Origin of the sequence: Neiella marina (genome assembly GCF_002165625.1) — a bacterium.
Taxonomy (GTDB): domain Bacteria; phylum Pseudomonadota; class Gammaproteobacteria; order Enterobacterales; family Neiellaceae; genus Neiella; species Neiella marina.
In genome coordinates this window covers 39,118-56,615 of sequence record NZ_NGNS01000014.1, presented here as the reverse complement: position 1 = coordinate 56,615, position 17,498 = coordinate 39,118, and the positions used below count along the sequence as shown (strand labels likewise).

15 protein-coding genes are annotated in these 17,498 nt (G+C 50.4%); 1 reads left to right on the top strand and 14 read right to left on the bottom strand.

Annotation, left to right across the window (positions count from 1 at the left end; all coding sequences use genetic code 11):
- Positions 1-2 precede the first annotated feature (2 nt).
- Genes CBE68_RS11645 through CBE68_RS11615 form a run of 7 tightly spaced genes read right to left on the bottom strand, consistent with a single transcriptional unit; the run spans position 3 to position 9,306 of the window.
- A complete protein-coding gene (locus CBE68_RS11645; RefSeq protein ID WP_087506266.1) occupies positions 3-809 on the bottom strand; it encodes a carbon-nitrogen hydrolase family protein in 807 nt (268 codons plus the stop codon).
- On the bottom strand, positions 802-4,785 hold the full coding sequence (locus CBE68_RS11640; protein WP_087506265.1) for a YhdP family protein: 3,984 nt from the start codon (positions 4,783-4,785) through the stop codon (positions 802-804). The genes CBE68_RS11645 and CBE68_RS11640 overlap by 8 nt, the downstream gene beginning before the upstream one ends.
- A gap of 2 nt (positions 4,786-4,787) precedes the next feature.
- On the bottom strand, positions 4,788-6,275 hold the full coding sequence (gene rng, locus CBE68_RS11635) for a ribonuclease G (protein WP_268234483.1): 1,488 nt from the start codon (positions 6,273-6,275) through the stop codon (positions 4,788-4,790).
- Between the two features lie 3 nt (positions 6,276-6,278).
- Positions 6,279-6,854, bottom strand: a complete 576-nt coding sequence (locus CBE68_RS11630; protein WP_087506264.1) for a Maf family protein — start codon at positions 6,852-6,854, stop codon at positions 6,279-6,281.
- A gap of 30 nt (positions 6,855-6,884) precedes the next feature.
- Positions 6,885-7,358, bottom strand: coding sequence for a rod shape-determining protein MreD (mreD, locus tag CBE68_RS11625; RefSeq protein WP_087506263.1), 474 nt, complete (start codon positions 7,356-7,358; stop codon positions 6,885-6,887).
- Entirely contained in the window at positions 7,358-8,242 is an 885-nt protein-coding gene (gene mreC, locus CBE68_RS11620) for a rod shape-determining protein MreC (RefSeq protein ID WP_087506262.1), read from the bottom strand. Before mreC ends, mreD begins: the two co-directional genes overlap by 1 nt.
- 20 nt (positions 8,243-8,262) lie before the next feature.
- A complete protein-coding gene (locus CBE68_RS11615) occupies positions 8,263-9,306 on the bottom strand; it encodes a rod shape-determining protein (protein ID WP_087506261.1) in 1,044 nt (347 codons plus the stop codon).
- Positions 9,307-9,492: 186 nt separating this feature from the next.
- On the opposite strand from CBE68_RS11615, the gene CBE68_RS11610 reads away from it, so the two are divergent.
- The gene (locus tag CBE68_RS11610; RefSeq protein ID WP_087506260.1) at positions 9,493-9,990 is read left to right on the top strand and encodes an aminoacyl-tRNA deacylase; all 498 of its coding nucleotides are present in this window, start codon (positions 9,493-9,495) and stop codon (positions 9,988-9,990) included.
- Between the two features lie 3 nt (positions 9,991-9,993).
- Here CBE68_RS11610 and CBE68_RS11605 read toward each other — a convergent pair whose 3' ends face one another.
- The 7 genes from CBE68_RS11605 to CBE68_RS19005 form a co-directional block, all read right to left on the bottom strand.
- The gene (locus tag CBE68_RS11605; RefSeq protein WP_087506259.1) at positions 9,994-13,428 is read right to left on the bottom strand and encodes a DUF6701 domain-containing protein; all 3,435 of its coding nucleotides are present in this window, start codon (positions 13,426-13,428) and stop codon (positions 9,994-9,996) included.
- The gene (locus CBE68_RS11600; RefSeq protein WP_087506258.1) at positions 13,425-13,898 is read right to left on the bottom strand and encodes a hypothetical protein; all 474 of its coding nucleotides are present in this window, start codon (positions 13,896-13,898) and stop codon (positions 13,425-13,427) included. The genes CBE68_RS11605 and CBE68_RS11600 overlap by 4 nt, the downstream gene beginning before the upstream one ends.
- Positions 13,870-14,688, bottom strand: a complete 819-nt coding sequence (locus tag CBE68_RS11595; protein WP_087506257.1) for a PilW family protein — start codon at positions 14,686-14,688, stop codon at positions 13,870-13,872. Before CBE68_RS11595 ends, CBE68_RS11600 begins: the two co-directional genes overlap by 29 nt.
- Complete coding sequence (locus tag CBE68_RS11590) at positions 14,688-15,248, bottom strand: type IV pilus modification PilV family protein (RefSeq protein WP_158100589.1); 561 nt, start codon at positions 15,246-15,248, stop codon at positions 14,688-14,690. Before CBE68_RS11590 ends, CBE68_RS11595 begins: the two co-directional genes overlap by 1 nt.
- On the bottom strand, positions 15,238-15,699 hold the full coding sequence (locus tag CBE68_RS19015) for a prepilin-type N-terminal cleavage/methylation domain-containing protein (protein ID WP_087506255.1): 462 nt from the start codon (positions 15,697-15,699) through the stop codon (positions 15,238-15,240). The genes CBE68_RS11590 and CBE68_RS19015 overlap by 11 nt, the downstream gene beginning before the upstream one ends.
- A 676-nt stretch (positions 15,700-16,375) precedes the next feature.
- Complete coding sequence (locus CBE68_RS19010; RefSeq protein ID WP_087506254.1) at positions 16,376-16,873, bottom strand: type II secretion system protein; 498 nt, start codon at positions 16,871-16,873, stop codon at positions 16,376-16,378.
- 27 nt (positions 16,874-16,900) lie between these two features.
- Positions 16,901-17,485, bottom strand: coding sequence for a type II secretion system protein (locus CBE68_RS19005; protein WP_188708261.1), 585 nt, complete (start codon positions 17,483-17,485; stop codon positions 16,901-16,903).
- Positions 17,486-17,498 lie beyond the last annotated feature (13 nt).

Here is a 17,498-nt window from a genome sequence, read left to right as displayed (position 1 = left end):
AACTAACGGCGATGTTTCAACGCCGGAATTGCTTGGCGAACATCGTTAAGACGCTGCCTAGAAATCGAATCGACAATGATACCAAGTTGTTTACCGCTGTCGCTAGTCACTTGCCCCCAAGGGTCAATCACCATTGAATGACCATGAGTTTCGCGACCATTAGGATGTTGGCCGCATTGGCCAGCGGCAACCACATAACATTGATTTTCAATTGCCCGGGCTTGTAATAAAGGCTGCCAATGGGCTTTGCCTGTCACCGCAGTGAAAGCCGCTGGCACCGCAATCAAATCAAGCCCCTGTTCTGCCATCGCGCGAAAGTGTTCAGGGAATCGCAAGTCATAGCAAATCGACAGGCCGATGTTAAAACCTTCAATATCGACAACTACAATTTGCTGGCCAGGTTCGGTATATGACGATTCGCGATAACTACCGACATTATCGGCAACATCAACATCAAACAAATGACGCTTATCGTAGCGGGTTGTTCGCTGTCCATTGGGGGCAAATAACAAACTAGATGCAGTGATTTTGTCGCCCGCGTCAGTACGAATTCCCAGCGAGCCTGCCAATAACCAGATGTTATGCGCCAAGGCTTGCTTACCGAGCCAGTCTTGAACCCTACCATCGCCAAGTTGTTCACCATATGGGGAGCCATCTTCACTGCCAAATGCAGCAAAGCATTCAGGTAGAACGACCAGCAACGGCCGCGCTGCAGGAAGCGACGCAAATAGCCATTCCAGCCATTGCATATTATCGGCGGGTTCCGGTGTGCTGCACATTTGGACAGCAGCAACAGTCAACTCACTCATTTGGCGGTGACTCTCCAACAGTAATAGGTTTATCTGCCGGGATTTCAGGTAACAACGATTCCTCGACAGCAGCCTCTGGCTGTTGTTGACCGTCGGTTATCGGCTCCAGTACATCATCCAGTAACTGCGGCTCTGGTTTCGGCTTCTGCAGTTCGACTTCTTTACTGCTACGCCCTACCTCTTCAACAACCGGATCAGAAGTAGTGCCGGAAACTTTGAAACGTACTTGCGTCACAACTTCCACTGCGGGTCGAATCACGGTCGACACAGCGAGTACCGCCAAACCAGTGAATGGGTTGAAAGTAAGTGCTGACAACAAGGGCAAACTACCGGTGATATTAGGGTTAAATACCACATCATAATCAAGCTCGCGGGTCATTAAGTTGGTCCGACCGTTAATGAACATGTCGCCAGCGACACCGTCCATTTCGAGTTGCTCAGAATTGATAAAACCATCTTTAAGGACAAAATCGCCTTCGAAACTGTTGTAGTGCAACCCTTTGTCGAATACGTCGGAAAAATCCAAGCGGATCTTACGCACCAGCGAATCAATACTGAGCAAGGTGAATACACGTGCGCCTTTATCGCTCAACTCCGACACATGGCCAGGCCCGAGCTCCCACTTGAACACGCCCTCTGCGGTCTTGGCATCAAACTGATATGGCGCGCCGGGCCAACTGAAATTCAGTGTACCCTTCGCTTCACTGCCTTTAATTGGGTTTTCTGCCGATGGCACAAAACTTTCGGCATACTTGCCAAAATCACTAGCCGTTAGCTGCCCAGTCAAACTAGTCATGGACTCGGTTGAGCTGTCATTGTCAGCAGTGCCAACTTGCCATTCAAACTGATCGAGTGTGATTTGGCCTTGTGGATTCTTCAGCCACGCTTCTTCAATTCGCCAAACGCCCTGCTGTGATTGCGTGAAGCTCTTCAACCGCAGTTCACCCAAATTGATCCCCATGACCACACAGTTGCTACAGAGCAGATCTAAATCAGGGATATTGGCCAGTTCATTGGCACCGGCAGCAACAAACTGTTTGGTTTGACTCTGCTCGCTGGCTGCTGCTGTCGCAGTTTGGCGCAGGTCGAACTGCTGCAATTTAATATCGAGTAGCGGCTGCTCAAGACTGTCGAATCGAATAGCACCTTGGGCCGTGGGGCCGCTGACGCGGGCCTGCCAGCCAAGCGGGGTCTGAGACATTTCGATATCGACCTGCTCCAGCAGCCAGCCGTCGGCTTCAATTTGGTCGAAATGCCACAGTCCACGTTGAAAAGGCAAAGCGCTATTGGATTCGCCATCTTGTCGCTGGCTGAGCAAAGGCAGCCACTGATTGACATCAATATGTGCTTGTTTGATGTCGAGACTCAGGCCCGGCTCTAGCTCGTTAGGTTGCTCGGCGCCCACGCCAATCCAAATTTTCGCTTCACTATCGACCAAAGACAGATCTTGTAGCCAACGCATTTGGCCAAAATCGGCAAGCTCAAAGGACATATCAAATTGATGTTGTCGGCTAATGGTGATGCGACCGAGTAACTGTTGAGGCTGACCGGCGGCTTTGGCAAATGGGGTCGGCAAATCGATAGCCATGGGCGACAGATCAGAACGAATGCTGATATCCGTATGTGTCCCTTGCTCATCAATCACTGCCGTGACTTTGGCATGAGTCTCCAATTGGCCACTGAGTCCCGGCACCCAAAAACCTGGTAATTGCGCTAATTGCTCTGCCTGCCAAGAGCCATCGATGGTACCGTCAACTTGATAGTCCTCACCTTTTTGATCGCCTGCCACAGTAATAGTGACTGGCAACTGGTAATAGTGTCCTTTTAGTTCGTCAATTCGGAAACCTTGCTGCTCATAGTCAACTCGGCCGCTGGCATTGGTAATGTAGTGAGAGCTGGTTCCCGGCACCAATAATTCGGCTTGCTCAAGCTGAGCAAAGCCCGACACTTTGACATCATTGGCATTATCAAGTGGAATTTGCAGTGACAACGGCCCCCATACCGGACCTTTGAGATCCATTAATTCCAAGGTTTCACCCAGTGAATTGGCCAGCATTGAGTCGCCCAATACTTCTCGGACCGAGGTACTACTACCGCTAATATTGCCATCAATGGTTAACACAGAATCGCCCTTTAAACCGGGGATTCTGGCGACCAGATCGTCAACATGGACATCGTAAAGCAGCGCTTTGTGGGCAAACATATTTAAGTCGCTGTTTTCAAACTGAAGATCGAGATCCAGAGGTTCTAACGCAGGCCAGTCTGGGCTGAATTTAAAGCGGCTATTACGCAGCGGTACATAAGCTTGAAAAATACCTGAACCATCGTCGTAGGGGAATTGTGCAAGCGGCCCATGCCATAGTATTTGTGCCGCTTCAACCTGCCCCGACTGCAATGATTCGGAGAGATAATCAGCCAAGTTGTTGCCCATAGCTGATAGCGGGAAATAGTAGTCTGCATGACCAGCATCGGCTAAATCTAGTTCGCCATAGAGATACAGTTCATTGGCCAATTCAGGGCCGACTCGCCCTTGTGCTACTAATTCTGCGCTCAGATCAGTGGCTCGCAATGACAACTTGGGCAGTTCAAACTGCCATCCCCAAGGATGCCGATAAGCTTGAAAAAAAGCATCGAGCCGCTCGAGTTCAATATCTTGGTAGAACAACTCGCCAGTACTGATCAACTGCGGTGGCGCAGACAGATCGAGTTGCAATAGGTCTTGGTTGAGGTAGATATCGCCATTGACCAGCGCTGCGCCCGGCATATTGTCGATCTTTGGCCAGCCAACATTGGCAAAATTTGCTTGGATCTGCCACTGCTCGGGGTTGTCATACTCGACCAACAAATCCCGTACCGCGCCCTTTAACGGCACTCGTTTTGGAATTGGTAGTTCCCAGCGCTTGGGGATCCACTCAAGCAAAGGCGCAATCAGACTTAAATCGACATACTCCACAGATGCCTTAATCTGAGCATCGCGCTGCCAAACTTTGAGGTTTAGGTCGCGCCACAGTTCACCATTGGTATGAACGTCTAATTCGCTACCAAACAAATGCCAACCGTGCTGTTCGGCGTTGTAGTTCAAATACCCAGCCTCGACCACCAGCTGGTGTTCATCAGCTTGCTCATCGAGTGGCAAGCGCCAGGCCAAGCGATTTTTCTCCAATCGCAGCATCACTTGATCAATCTTGTCCCAACCAAAATTCACCCAAGTTTCAAAACTCAATAGGCTGTCGGTAATGGTGAGCTCATCGCCTAAATACTGCTGCACAAAGGGGTGGGGCGAGAGATTACTCACCTCAATATAGAGTTGGCCGGTGATATCTTTCTGCTGGTTTTCATTGCCCGTTAATTTGAGGATGAACTTAACGGTTTCATCGCTGGTTGATTCAATTTGAATCCGTCCTTCACCTTGGTGCAACGTGTCACTGTTGGTCCAGGTTAAATACGGGATATTGATGCTAGGTATTTCTTGATCTTCGCCCAAATGAATGACGAAGTCCGATAGTTCGAAATCTTTAAAGCGACTGCCGACCAATTCAACCATCAGTAGCTGTGCCGGTGATTGCTGATCATTACTTTCAGCAGAGGTTTCAATGGTCGATAGATCGAGTTCAACACCGTGCAACCGAATGTCGCCAAAGCGAGCTTCACGAGCCAGCAAACTAGCCAAAGGATCGACTCTTAGGCTCATCAAATCAATGCCCTTGACTCGATCAATGCCATCTATCGGGTCAATATTGACGTCACTCAATGAGATATAGAGACCGAATCGACTCCACTTCAAATCAAGTTGTTGATAATCGATTTTCAGCTGGTAGGTATCGAGGAACCACTCGGCTAACGGCTGTTTGAAATGTTCAGCATGAGGAACCAGCAGCCGCAACGAGCTGACCGCCAGCGCGGCCACGATCACCACAACCGCCAGTAATAACCAGAGGTAATAAATGGTTGATTGGCAAATGCGCCGCAATGCCATGGTTACATCATCACCACGTCAAACTTTTCTTGGCCATACATGATTTCGGGCTGAATCTTCACCTGCTTACCAATAAACACTTCAAGCTCAGCCATCGAGTGCGATTCATCGCCGGTCAGTGCATCCGCGACCGGCGGAGAGGCGTACACCACAAACATATCGGCATCGTAGGCACGATTGACCCGAAGGATTTCACGGAGGATTTCAAAACACACCGTTTCGACCGTTTTCACCGTTCCGCGACCACCACATGAAGGGCAAGAGTCACACAGCACATGTTCCAAACTCTCCCGGGTGCGCTTGCGGGTCATCTCGACCAAGCCCAAACCAGAAAAGCCACTAATTTTGGTTTTGGCATTGTCGCGCGCCAACGCCGATTCAAGACTTTGCATCACCCGCTCTTGATGATCTTCCTGCACCATGTCAATGAAATCGATAATGATGATTCCACCGAGGTTGCGCAGCCGCAACTGCCGGGCAATGGCTTGCGTGGCTTCAAGGTTGGTGTTGAAAATAGTTTCTTCAAGATTGCGGTGGCCAACAAAGCCGCCCGTGTTGATATCAATGGTGGTCATGGCTTCGGTTTGATCAATGATCAAGTAGCCGCCAGACTTGAGCTCAACTTTGCGCTCAAGCGCCCGTTGAATCTCTGTTTCTACATCATATAAGTCGAAGATTGGCCGCTCACCCGGATAGTACTCCAATGCGCCTTTTAAAGCGGGTACAAAGTCTTCCAAAAACGAATCAAGTTGTTCAAACGTTTGTCGCGAGTCGACCCGGATACGGTCGATACCGGTGCCGACATAATCGCGCAGCACCCGGAATGCTAAACGTAAATCTTCATAAATCATGCTTAGCGGCGGATCGCCTTGCCAGCGCTTCTGAATTTTTGCCCATAGTCGGCGCAAAAAGGCAGTATCTTGCTCCAGTTCAATTTCATTGGAGTGCTCTGCCGCAGTGCGAACGATATAGCCACCGCTTTCATCGATGTACTTGGAAACAAAATCTTTCAGTCGTTGCTTGGCTTCTTCGCAATCGATGCGCTGTGACACCCCGACATGAGAGGCTCCTGGCATAAACACCAAATAACGCGACGGTAAGGTGATATCAGTGGTCAGCCTCGCACCCTTAGTGCCAAGGGGGTCCTTCACCACTTGAACAACGATTTGCTGGCCCTCACGGACTAACTCGGCAATGTTGCCGGCTTGAAAATGTTCTTGTTCAACATCGGCGACACATTCGGTGTGAGGCACAATATCGGAAGCATGCAGAAAAGCAGCTTTGCCTAAGCCAATATCGACAAACGCGGCTTGCATTCCGGGCAAGACTCGACTGACAACCCCTTTATAGATATTGCCAACAATGCCTCGTTTTGCTTCTCGCTCGATGTGTACCTCTTGCAGCACGCCATTTTCAACCAACGCAACTCGTGTTTCACTGGGAGTGACGTTGATGAGCAATTCAACCCCTAACGCAGACATATTCGACATAATTCAGGATTCCTTAATTGCAGCCTGCAGCAACTGCTGAGTCTGACACAATGGCAAACCGACCACTGCGCTGTAGCTGCCCGATAAATGAGAAACGAAACATCCGCCTAAGCCCTGAATACCATAGCCGCCAGCCTTATCCGCTGGCTCGCCAGTTTGCCAGTAAGCCACCATTTCTGACGTCGACAACGGCCGAAATGTCACATTTGAGCTCACCGTTTGGTGTAGCAGCTGATTGCCTTTGCACAACGCAACGGCCGTCATCACTTGATGGGTTTGACCTGAAAGCAACGACAATGTTGCTAAGCAATCAGCTTCATCTTGCGGCTTTTCAAAAATTCGAGCGCCCAAAACAACAATGGTGTCTGCCCCCAACACCCACTTATTGGGCTCCAGTTGAGCAACAGCTTGGGCTTTTTCTTGGGCGAGCCTAGCAACATACGATGCTGGAGACTCGTCAGGCTGACGCACTTCATCAATGTCAGCGCTACGCTGCTCGAAATGGGTCACCAATTGCCCCAGCAACTCACGCCGTCTCGGGCTTTGGGAGGCTAACACCAAAGGCAAGGATAGTTTCATGGCTTAATCCACAAAAGCGTAATCAGTAGATTAGCTTATTCTGAAATGACGACGATAGCGCCGCATCAAATAAAACAGCCAAGGCCACAACAAAAAGTTAATCAGAGCGCCCCATAACTGCTGGTCATTAAAGTCAATATCGTACGCCAAATAGCTCATCCAATAGCTCAATAACTTGACCATGATCGACAGTAGCGAAATGATTATTGCCTGCTGCCAGACTGAGAAGTTTCGTATTTTTTGGAAGTGCAGAGCCAGAACGTATATCACCACGCTGAGGGCCAACGCATTGGCTCCAAGTACCGCGCCCTGCAAAATATCGAGCACTAAGCCAAGACTCCAGGCGGTACCGACATTGACACGATTGGGTAAGGCTAAAGCCCAATAACCCAGCACCAGTAACAGCCAATCAGGGCGGAAGTCTTCAATCCATGCCGGTACTGGCATGACAGCAGCAATCAAAGCAACAAACAAGGTTAGGCCGAGCCAAAATCGAGCGCGCATCAACTACCTTCCTCTGTCGCAAGCTGTTCAACAGCTTCAGGGTTGGTGACGGGCACCTGGTCTTGCTCTGCAGGCCAAACCAATAATAAGTAGCGGAGCCGGTCGAGCGCGGCAATTGGCTGCACGGTGATCTCAGCAAATGGCAGACTTTCATCAAAGTTGGCGGTAATGACTCTGGCAACTGGATAGCCTTCAGGAAAACGGCCACCAAGTCCCGAGGTAATCGCCAGATCGCCTTCTCGGATGTCGGCGCTGTGAGGCACGTGTTGCAGTTCAAGCTTGTCGAGCGCACCAATGCCTAAGGCAATACTACGGGTGTCATTACGACTGATACGAATCGGCAGCGCATGACTTAAATCGGCAATCAGTAGCACTCGACTGGTGCTGTATCCGACTTCATCAATTTGCCCAACCACGCCGTTGTCGTCCAATACAGGTTGGCCAATGTAGGTGCCATCTCTACTGCCCTTATCAATCAACACTCGGTAACGATAAGGATCGCTTTCAACGGCAATCACTTCCGTTACCATTTTACGGGCATCTTGCTGCACCGGAGACCCCAATAAGGCGCGAAGCCGGTTGTTCTCTCGTTTCAACTGCGCCAGCATTTGCAATTTGCCAGCATCCAATCGTGCTTGTTCGCGAAGCTGAGTGTTTTCTTTTCGCAGGGTATAACGAGTTTTCAGAACATCACCAACTTCAGTGAGTACTTGCTCAGGCAGATTGGCAACGTAATAGATTGGACTGACTGCGGTACTTAAATAGCCGCGGACTTGCGCAATGTAGGCAAAATTTCGGTCGAGGTACGCCAGCAGAATGGCCGTGATCACGGCCAGTATCAAACGAAGCTGGAGCGATGGGCCCCGACCAAAAATAGGATTCATTCAGCGAATACCCGCGACGATTAATCGTACGCGAAGACGTCGCCACCGTGCATATCAATCATTTCCAGCGCTTTACCACCACCGCGCGCAACACAGGTCAGCGGATCATCAGCAATGACAACAGGAATGCCGGTTTCTTCCATCAACAACCGATCAAGCTCCTTCAACAAGGCGCCACCACCAGTTAACACCATACCGCGCTCAGAAATGTCTGATGCCAGTTCTGGCGGAGATTGCTCCAACGCCACCATAACGGCTGACACGATGCCAGTTAGCGGCTCTTGCAACGCTTCTAAAATTTCATTGCTATTAAGATTAAAGCTACGCGGCACACCTTCGGCAAGATTACGGCCACGAACTTCAACTTCGCGCACTTCTTCACCGGGATAGGCCGAACCAATGTCATGCTTGATGCGCTCGGCTGTGGCTTCACCAATCAGGCTGCCATAATTGCGACGCACATAGTTGATGATGGCTTCATCAAACTTGTCACCACCAATTCGTACTGAAGAGGAATACACCACGCCATTCAATGAAATAATTGCAACCTCAGTCGTACCACCACCGATATCGACAACCATCGAGCCGGTTGCTTCCGAAACTGGCAAGCCGGCACCAATCGCTGCTGCCATTGGCTCTTCAATCAAATACACTTCACGAGCACCGGCTCCAGCCGCTGACTCTTTAATGGCACGCTTTTCAACCTGAGTCGCACCGCATGGCACACACACCAGCACTCGTGGGCTCGGGCGGAAAAAGTTATTGGAATGCACTTGTTTGATAAAGTGCTGGAGCATTTTCTCTGTGACATAGAAGTCAGCAATAACGCCGTCCTTCATTGGTCGAATAGCTCGGATATTACCCGGTGTTCTACCCAGCATCTGCTTAGCGGCATGACCGACAGCGGCGACACTTTTGGGGCCACCGGCACGCTCTTGGCGAATAGCAACAACCGAAGGCTCATTAAGGACGATGCCTTGTTCCCGGACGTAAATGAGAGTGTTTGCTGTCCCTAGATCGATAGACAGATCGTTGGAAAAGATTCCGCGAAATTTCTTAAACATGAGGCGCCCAAGGTTAGATTGGCTAATGATTCAAATTAAACGGGCTAACTTTACCAATGCCCTCGGGCTTCGACAAGCAAGCAACCACTTAATTCGGCCATTAAATGGTAAAACCACAACAAGACCACATAAATCTGTCATGATGTTGGCAGATGATGACTTTTTTGACGCAATTTTAACCCCCAAATGACACCAATCGGCTCGCAAATCATCGCCTTGCTGGCGCAACATCAAATCAAATACCAACAACAAAGCCATAGCGCCGCCAGCACCTGTGAGCAAAGCGCCGAACAACGGCAATTACCGATGGCCTTGGGGGGTAAGAGTTTGTTGTTTCGCAGCCGTTACACGGCAAATTCGTTTCATCAGGGTGATTTTGCCATGATTGTAGTACCTGCCGATCAGCAAGTTGACTCACAAAAAGTACGACGCTTTCTCGGCTGTCAGAAACTTCGTTTTGCTTCAAGCGCAGAGTTAATGGCAATTGCTGGCGTTGAAAAAGGCGCTTTACCGCCGTTTGGCAGCGGTTTGATTGACGTCCCCATGTACCTTGATGAAGCTTTGAAAAGCAATCAAACAATTGCTTTTAACTGCGGTGTCACCACCGAATCCATCATTATGGCAATGAGCGATTATCTCAGTTTAGTACCTGCCGTTTGGGGTCAGTTTTGCCGAGATGAATAGCGGCTAGAGCTCACGTCGCGAGATCACCCGATCACTACCGCGGGTGCGGCCAAATGTCGCCACGCCGCTAACACTGGCATCATCACCGGGACTTATGTCTGACCCTTGATCGCCATCCCAATTGTATTTCAGCCAATCGGGCCAGTCTGTGTCTGGGCTAGAGGCACCGCCATCTCCAACATAGTGAGTCGCCGAGCCAGAATCATTTGGTGCCGTGTAGCGCAGCCAAACTCTGCCATCCTGAGTCAGCACAGTCGCGCCAGAACCAACATAATTGCTGCGGTCGCGAGTCAACGCCAAGGTCGAGCTACCTGTGCCGATGTCAACCGCATCGGCGTTACTCTTCTCGGGATCAAATGACATCAAGGCAAAGCCCAACTCAGTGCAGCTGTCCCAGCTATTGACAACAAAATTACTGCCATTCCAATACTCGACAACGAGTGGCACATGCAAATCCAGACTATCTGGGCTATAGCCATCATCGGCCCGCAAACGGCCATAGCGCAGCTCAGCAATCGGTTCATCTAACAAGTCTATTGCTGGTTGTGGGCAGGTACTGCCTCCACAGTCGTAAGTCAGCTCTTGTTGCTGGAAGGTCTCGCCATCACCACCTTCGAGCGACAAGCCAATTTCTGGCGAAGTGAAAGGCCCGTCTTCTATCGAAGTCAGTGGTGTTTGCGAAGTGTATAGGCGTTCTACACTGAAGCCTTCATCGTCGATTAGCACTTTACCGCCACTCCAAACCAAGGGATCCGGTAGCCCTTGCAAGCGGTCGGTCAGTTCAGTGCTGTCGTCATATAGCAAATAACTGGGGTCATTAGCGGTGAAAGCATAGTGGTTATCTGGATTATCATCGTCTTGCTGATAATTCTCAGTCAACTCCCCTCCCCGTTCTCGGGCAACAAGTTCAAAGCTAATCTGCTGGTTTGGTGCTGATAGGTAGGAGAAATGATCTTCACCAATGCCAAGGTTCAAACATCCTGGTCGCGCTGCTGGGAGATCTCGCACTGAGTCCTCAGTTCGCTCTAAGTAAGCCGGGTAAAACCGCCCTACGATTACTTCATCAGCGAAATCTTCACCCGTTCCGGCATAATCTGTGACCAAGGATTTTAATTTAATGCTGCCGACCTCGTCGTAGCGCAGATTGCCAGCCACAGCACTGCCGCTAGCAAAATCGTTCTCGCCCGGCTGATCGCCAGTTAGCGCCCCCTCTGTACCAGCGGCTGGCGTATCAAGCTCAACCGAAATGGCTACTGGCGCCTTAAAGTTGGGAGCCGCACAAGCGACGGCAGTGGGGTCACAAACACTGCCTGTTGGCTCACAATTGGCCACTAAACCAGAAACCAATGCCTCAAACGGATCGCCTGCGGCGGTAAATGCCGCACCTTGGGTTGCATTACCACCGAGGTTCTGCTGACCACACTGAGCGCCAGCTAACTGCGTTCGCACATCTAAGACTTTCACCGATTCCGGTATCACAGTGGTTGCTCCCTCGCCGGTAAGAGGCGGCTGGTCGGGAAACTCATCGGCAAAGTCTTGGTCACTGACCACCACTTCAATACCGCCAACATCACGGTAATTGACATCTTGCAACGCTGGCTCGGATACGCCTTGAGAGAAATTGAGCTGGCGAATAATGGTACCGTTGCCTTGCTCAGGAATGATTTCACCATCTTGGGTTAATGGCACAAACACCGTTTGTCCTGAGTCGGCATAACGCATCGCAAACGCGATGTTTTTAGCACCCTCGTAGTTAATATCAGAAACGCACTGACTCGGATCAGAGTCGCTCGGCTTCACTGCTTTGACGAGTAACTCAAACGGATCGTTAGCTGTTGGGTATTCGGGATTAAATTCAACACTCAAGCCATCAGGAACAAAGGTTACTGAGTCGGGATCCGAAGTGGTCGTATCTTTGGTCATTTCCATCGATACCGTGCCTATCGCTGGATGACGGAACCCGACCAATACCTGCCCATTGTCACTGGCAACAAACTCGTAGCTACCGTTGCCGCTGCCGGTATTGTTTAATGAGCCATTAAAGGAGTATCCAGCGCCGACCCAACTTCCCTGGCTGGTACTGGTGGTCAAACTCACGATTCCCTCAAAATCAGTGACCGTGCTGCCGCCACGTTCGACACGCAACTCCACATCGACCACTTCGCATGTCAGCGCGGTATCTTTCTTGGCATCAATAAACAGATCCACTTCAGTGCTGGTTGATTCACAAATATCATCAAAGTCGGCATCCAGCGCTTGAGCTTCGTAGTAAAAGTCTCCGCCGGTAAATTCAAAACCGCCTTCGACTGACGCCGCACCATAAAATTCGACATCTCGATTGTTAATCTCAAGCACTTCAGACGTCCCTTGGCTGGTGCGATTATCTTGAATTAACGCGCCTCGAAACACGCCGCCACTCATGGTGACTCGGCTATTGGTATGAACAACTAGATTACTAATCGGTGAGCTGGATGGCTCGTTCATACCTGCTGCCGAGTTGTTGAGCGAGAGCTGGCCATTGAGGCGAACCCGGGTGGTTTCGGATGGGTGGTCCAGAGGCCATAAAAACTCAACCAATGAATTAGGTATTTCGCCATCGGCAAAGACAAATACCACGTAGCTACCAACTTCAGAAGAAGGTACTTGCAAGCCTCTATCGAGAGCGTCCAAGACAAAATCAATCCGATCAACCTGAGTAACAGCTTCATCACCGCCAAACAAAGCGGCTATTAGTTGAGAGAAAAAGCCGCTGGCGTCGCCCACAGGGATGTCATCAATAAAATCGTCCCAACCGTCGGGTCGAGAATTGCCTTGAGTATAAAACTGGCCTTGGGCGACATAACCTTGCGGTATCAACAGATCGCCGGGCGGACTATACACTTCACCGGTGTTATAAATGGTCAGGTTATCGATGGTGTATTCGACATAGCCACGATCGTTCTCGTTGGCGTCAATACCGCCCCACAGATAAACATCACCACCAACATCAACACGGTTGTATGTGTCGTCGGTGTAGCTGATATTGCTGTTATTGAAATATGGGTCAAGCCAATCAGGCACGCCAAGATAAACCCGCAAGCCGTTGTAAGCGTTAACGTTAGGTGCCGATGGATTGAGTGACAAATCGTAGACAAGATTGCCTCGCACTCCCGGATTACCGCTGATAACACAGCGCCCACCTTGAACGCCGGGGCAGCCTCCCGGCTGATTATTGATTAAGCGGACAAAATCAAACTCTTGCCCTTGGGCATTTCGTATTTTGGCTTGACTACTGTTCTGATTGAAGTAAGAGCCGGTGTTGCTACCTTCCGCTTCTCTCACCCCCTGCAGCGTCACTTTCAAAACATCATCACAGGTGGCGGCGACCACAAATGGATTGGCCCCAACCACTAGAATCAGTAGGGCAATGAGTCGAAAAAGCGCTACCGGCTGGCTCACAACGACAGTCCTCTTGCTTCTAGCTCAATGATCCGCTCGGCTCGAATGGCCTCTTCGCCACCGCCCCCAGCGCAAAAGCCAGTGACGGTAATGGTATAGAGCACACTGCCAACCGCATCGGGAATGGCCTGCTGCTGACAACCAATGGTTGCCGAACAACGCAATAGGCCGGCGTTATCGGCAAACTCACCGCTATCACTGGTTGGCACAGCGCCACAACCAGCGCCCACTCCGTTGTCCAATGGGAACAGTTTGACTAGGGCTAAATCGGCACCACTTTGCGCCGCCATTAACGCTCTGGTGCCATACACTTCCACCGCGATACTGCGTGAACTGTCCGATAAAACATTGATCAGACGAGCCGCTAACACCGACAGAATCACTAACAGGAACAACGCCACCATTAAGCTAGCGCCGCGCTGGCTGGTGCCAAAAGCAAGATTATGGGACTTGCTGTAGGTGGATTTCATGATTCAGCACCACATCCTCATCGCGGGCATTGAGCCTGAGAAACACTTGCACCAAAGAAACGCCCGAGTATTGCGACTGACTAATGGCAAACATGTCTTCACCAACACCATTAGCAAATAAGCGCCCCATCAATACCCCGCCATTGCCCGGCGTAATACTACCGTTGCTACTGGTATGTCGATACAACTCACCCGCAACCAAACAATAGCTAGTGACACTGCGGGTCAAGAACAACCGCTGGGCCGGTGATCCCTCAGGAAACTGGAAGCTACTGCTAAACTGCAAGGTACTCGAATTGTCGCCGTTGTCGGACAAACCATTAGCAGCAACGCCGACCGCCCGAGAATTACCGCCACCGCTGAACACATGATCGCGGACCAAAGGGTAAACAATGGCATCGTAATTACTTGCTGCGCTGTCGTAGGAATAACTGGTGTTGCTGGCAACAATCGCGGTGTTGGCCGCAGGTAATGGTGCCACTGGCGCTTCGAGATAGAAGAACGTCGCTTCGATCGGGCGAAACTCCAAACAATCGCCCAAATCATCGCGAATAGTGACACTGCCGGGAACCGCGTCTCGGACTTCCCGCGATAGCCGCTCAACCACGAAACGGCCCGTTGACGCCATATTCTGGCGGTCTACACCGCGGGTAAAAATTGCCACACCAGTGATCACAAAATTACTGGTGGCAATCACCACAATGCCCAACAACACCATCACCACCACCAGCTCCATCAGAGTAAAGCCAGCAGACGTGGACAAGCGAGCGGCGCGCGAAGAAGTGATCATTAGTAGTTGCCTCGATAGGCAGAGAATACTAATTCGCGCCCAGAGGGGCCTCGAATGGTCACGTCTATCCGTTTGGCGACATCGGTGCCACTGTCATCAAATGCTGCGGCATCATGCGATACCGCGATGGCAGCGGAAAAATTAGGATAGAGCGGTCCAATCGCATCACCCGAAGAATTGAGTAAGTCATCGCCTGCTAGAAAGGCGCCGGCGGTATCAAAATCATCGATATCATTAAACTGAGTTCGTGTTTCCAAACTGCCACCGACCATATCGGGACCGATACGAGTGGTACAGCTGGCAATGGTCAGCCCTGCGATGCTCTCGCCGCAACGCCAACGGCTACCGTTATGATCGGAGTTGTGGTCATAGGATTTAGCCAGGGCTTCATTCAACAGGGTTTGTGCTAACTCAGCGGCTTTAACGTCCATCACTGGGTCGACGGAGTTTCTCGCCTGCGGCGCCATCACCGAGGTGACGATAAGCAATGCGATGCCCATCACCACGATACTGATGACGATTTCGACTAGCGTGAAACCACGATGAGCGTTATAGACCATGGATAAAGCCTTCCGATTCGATGGTGATGATTTCAGTGGTGGCGCCACTGATTTGAATGTTGCAACCGCCATCACAACTAGCGGTCGGCCGCCCTAAGCGATCAAAACCAAAAGTCCCCTGACTGATGGTTAGGCCGGTGTCGCTGTAATCAGTCACATGTTCTAGCGTACCGGGACACGGATCGGCATCCATCACCGAGACACCAAACTCGCCGCTATCAATCACCAAGGCATGACAATCGCTGGCTACCCCATTCATAGCGCTCAGCTGCACCGCACGCAAACGTTGCATGACCTCATCACGAAGAGCAATTTCATCAAACCCTTGGGAGCCAATAAAGCGAGGAGCAGCAACAACCGAGATAACTCCAAGAATGATGATCACCACCACCAGCTCAATCACGGTAAAACCGGCTTGAGTGTTTTGCGGGTAGCGAAGCGTTGGCGACATCAAATGGACCTAGATGAATTCAAAGACACTAGCGCTAATTGTATCCAACCGAATGAAAAATGGCAGGAAAAAGCGGATTAGAAGCTAAATAATGGCGACTTCATCAGTAATGCGGTTATCCATTCAGGGTTGTTTGGCTACGTGGCACAGTTTGGAGAGCTAGGAAGGAACTGCCGACGAAGACCTTCCGCAGCAGGGATGCTGCGGCAGAGTCTACATGGGACAAATTAAATTAATTTGTCGCGGAGGCAGGAAGCAGAAGCGGGACTTTGCAAAGGGCAGGAGCCCGTCAGCAAAGTATTCACGACGTGTCCGAGTTGCAAGTTGCTTTCTAGCTCTCTTGCAGAGGAAGTAATCAGCAGCAAATTACAGCTAAGTAGTGACGCTCAAGTCCATCCATGGAGCGCTCTACAACAAGCATCCATGCTTGTTGAAGCACCACTAAGCTGCGACTCGCTACCTCTTCAATGATCGAGGGCTGTTTGGCTGCGTGGCACGGATTGGAGAGATAGGAAGGAACTTCCGGCGAGGACCTTCCGCAGCAGGGATGCTGCGGCAGAGTCTACATGGAAGTATTTACGACGTGTCCGAGTTGGAAGTTGCTTTCTACCTCACTTACTCAGTAACAAATACAAAAAAAGCAGCCGAAGCTGCTTTTTTATGCGACTCATGCTAATTAACCGCCGCAGTTCTCGGCATCAATATCTGATGGGCCATAAGCAATTGTATAAACCAAATTGCTACCACCCGCTGGCTCTGTATACGTTAAGCTGCATTCACCGGTTGTTTTAGCTACGCCTTTCGGCCAAAACTCAACGCTACCATCACTTTCTGTGTACTGCCACTCATCAGCATCAAAAGCCATAGCTTTTTGAAGTTCAGCGACCGTGGCTTGTACATAACCATATTGAAGCGAAACAGTCTGCCCTTGCACTAGAATGTCTGAGTCATTGTCTGCGTCATCATGAGCAAAAGTTTCTACCCCATCAATGGCTGCGCGGCTGTAAACCAACGCATTGGCGCCTTCAATCGCACCTTTGAGTCCTTGTAGAGACGACACCCGCGCATCGCCTTGCAGGTTAATAAAACGTGGCGCCGCGGTGACGGCCAAGATCCCTAGGATCACAATGACCACGACTAATTCAATCAGTGTAAAACCTTGTTGCTGTTTCATAGTTAGTTATCCCCTAAGGACTGCAAATTAATTATTAATATTGACTCGCACGCTACCAAAGCCTGGCGAGTAAACAAAGTTGTTGCCGGTCGTCAGACTGCCGTTCGGATCGGTATAAGTTGAACCGTTACGGTCAAGCGTCTGAGTTAAATAAAACACGCAATCGCCATTGTTAAGGTCAACAAAGTAACGATTATCAACCGCATTGTTAATGTTGTCCGTTACAGTCGCAGGATTTTGCAAAATGGCATCCCACACGCGAATGCAGCGCGTTGTAGTCATGGTTGTGCCATTCGCCGTGTTGCCACTACCAGCATTGACTGGATAGCCCGGCGCTGAGGTGCCAGCAGACTCTTCGGTGAGATACATCAGCTGCCCATCATAAACCACGCTGTTAACGTTACTGTCTTGTGGTCGACCTTCGGCCTCCCACTGAGCCCGAACAAGGCTAACACCGGTGGCGAAACCACCCGCCATGCCTTCAATATTGGCGATTTGCGCCTCTTCGGTTACATCGAGAAAGCGCGGTAAAGCGGTAACTGCCAGCAACCCCAAAATGGTCACAACAATCACCAGTTCAATTAAAGAAAAACCACGTTGTGTTGACGTCATATTCGACCTTTCA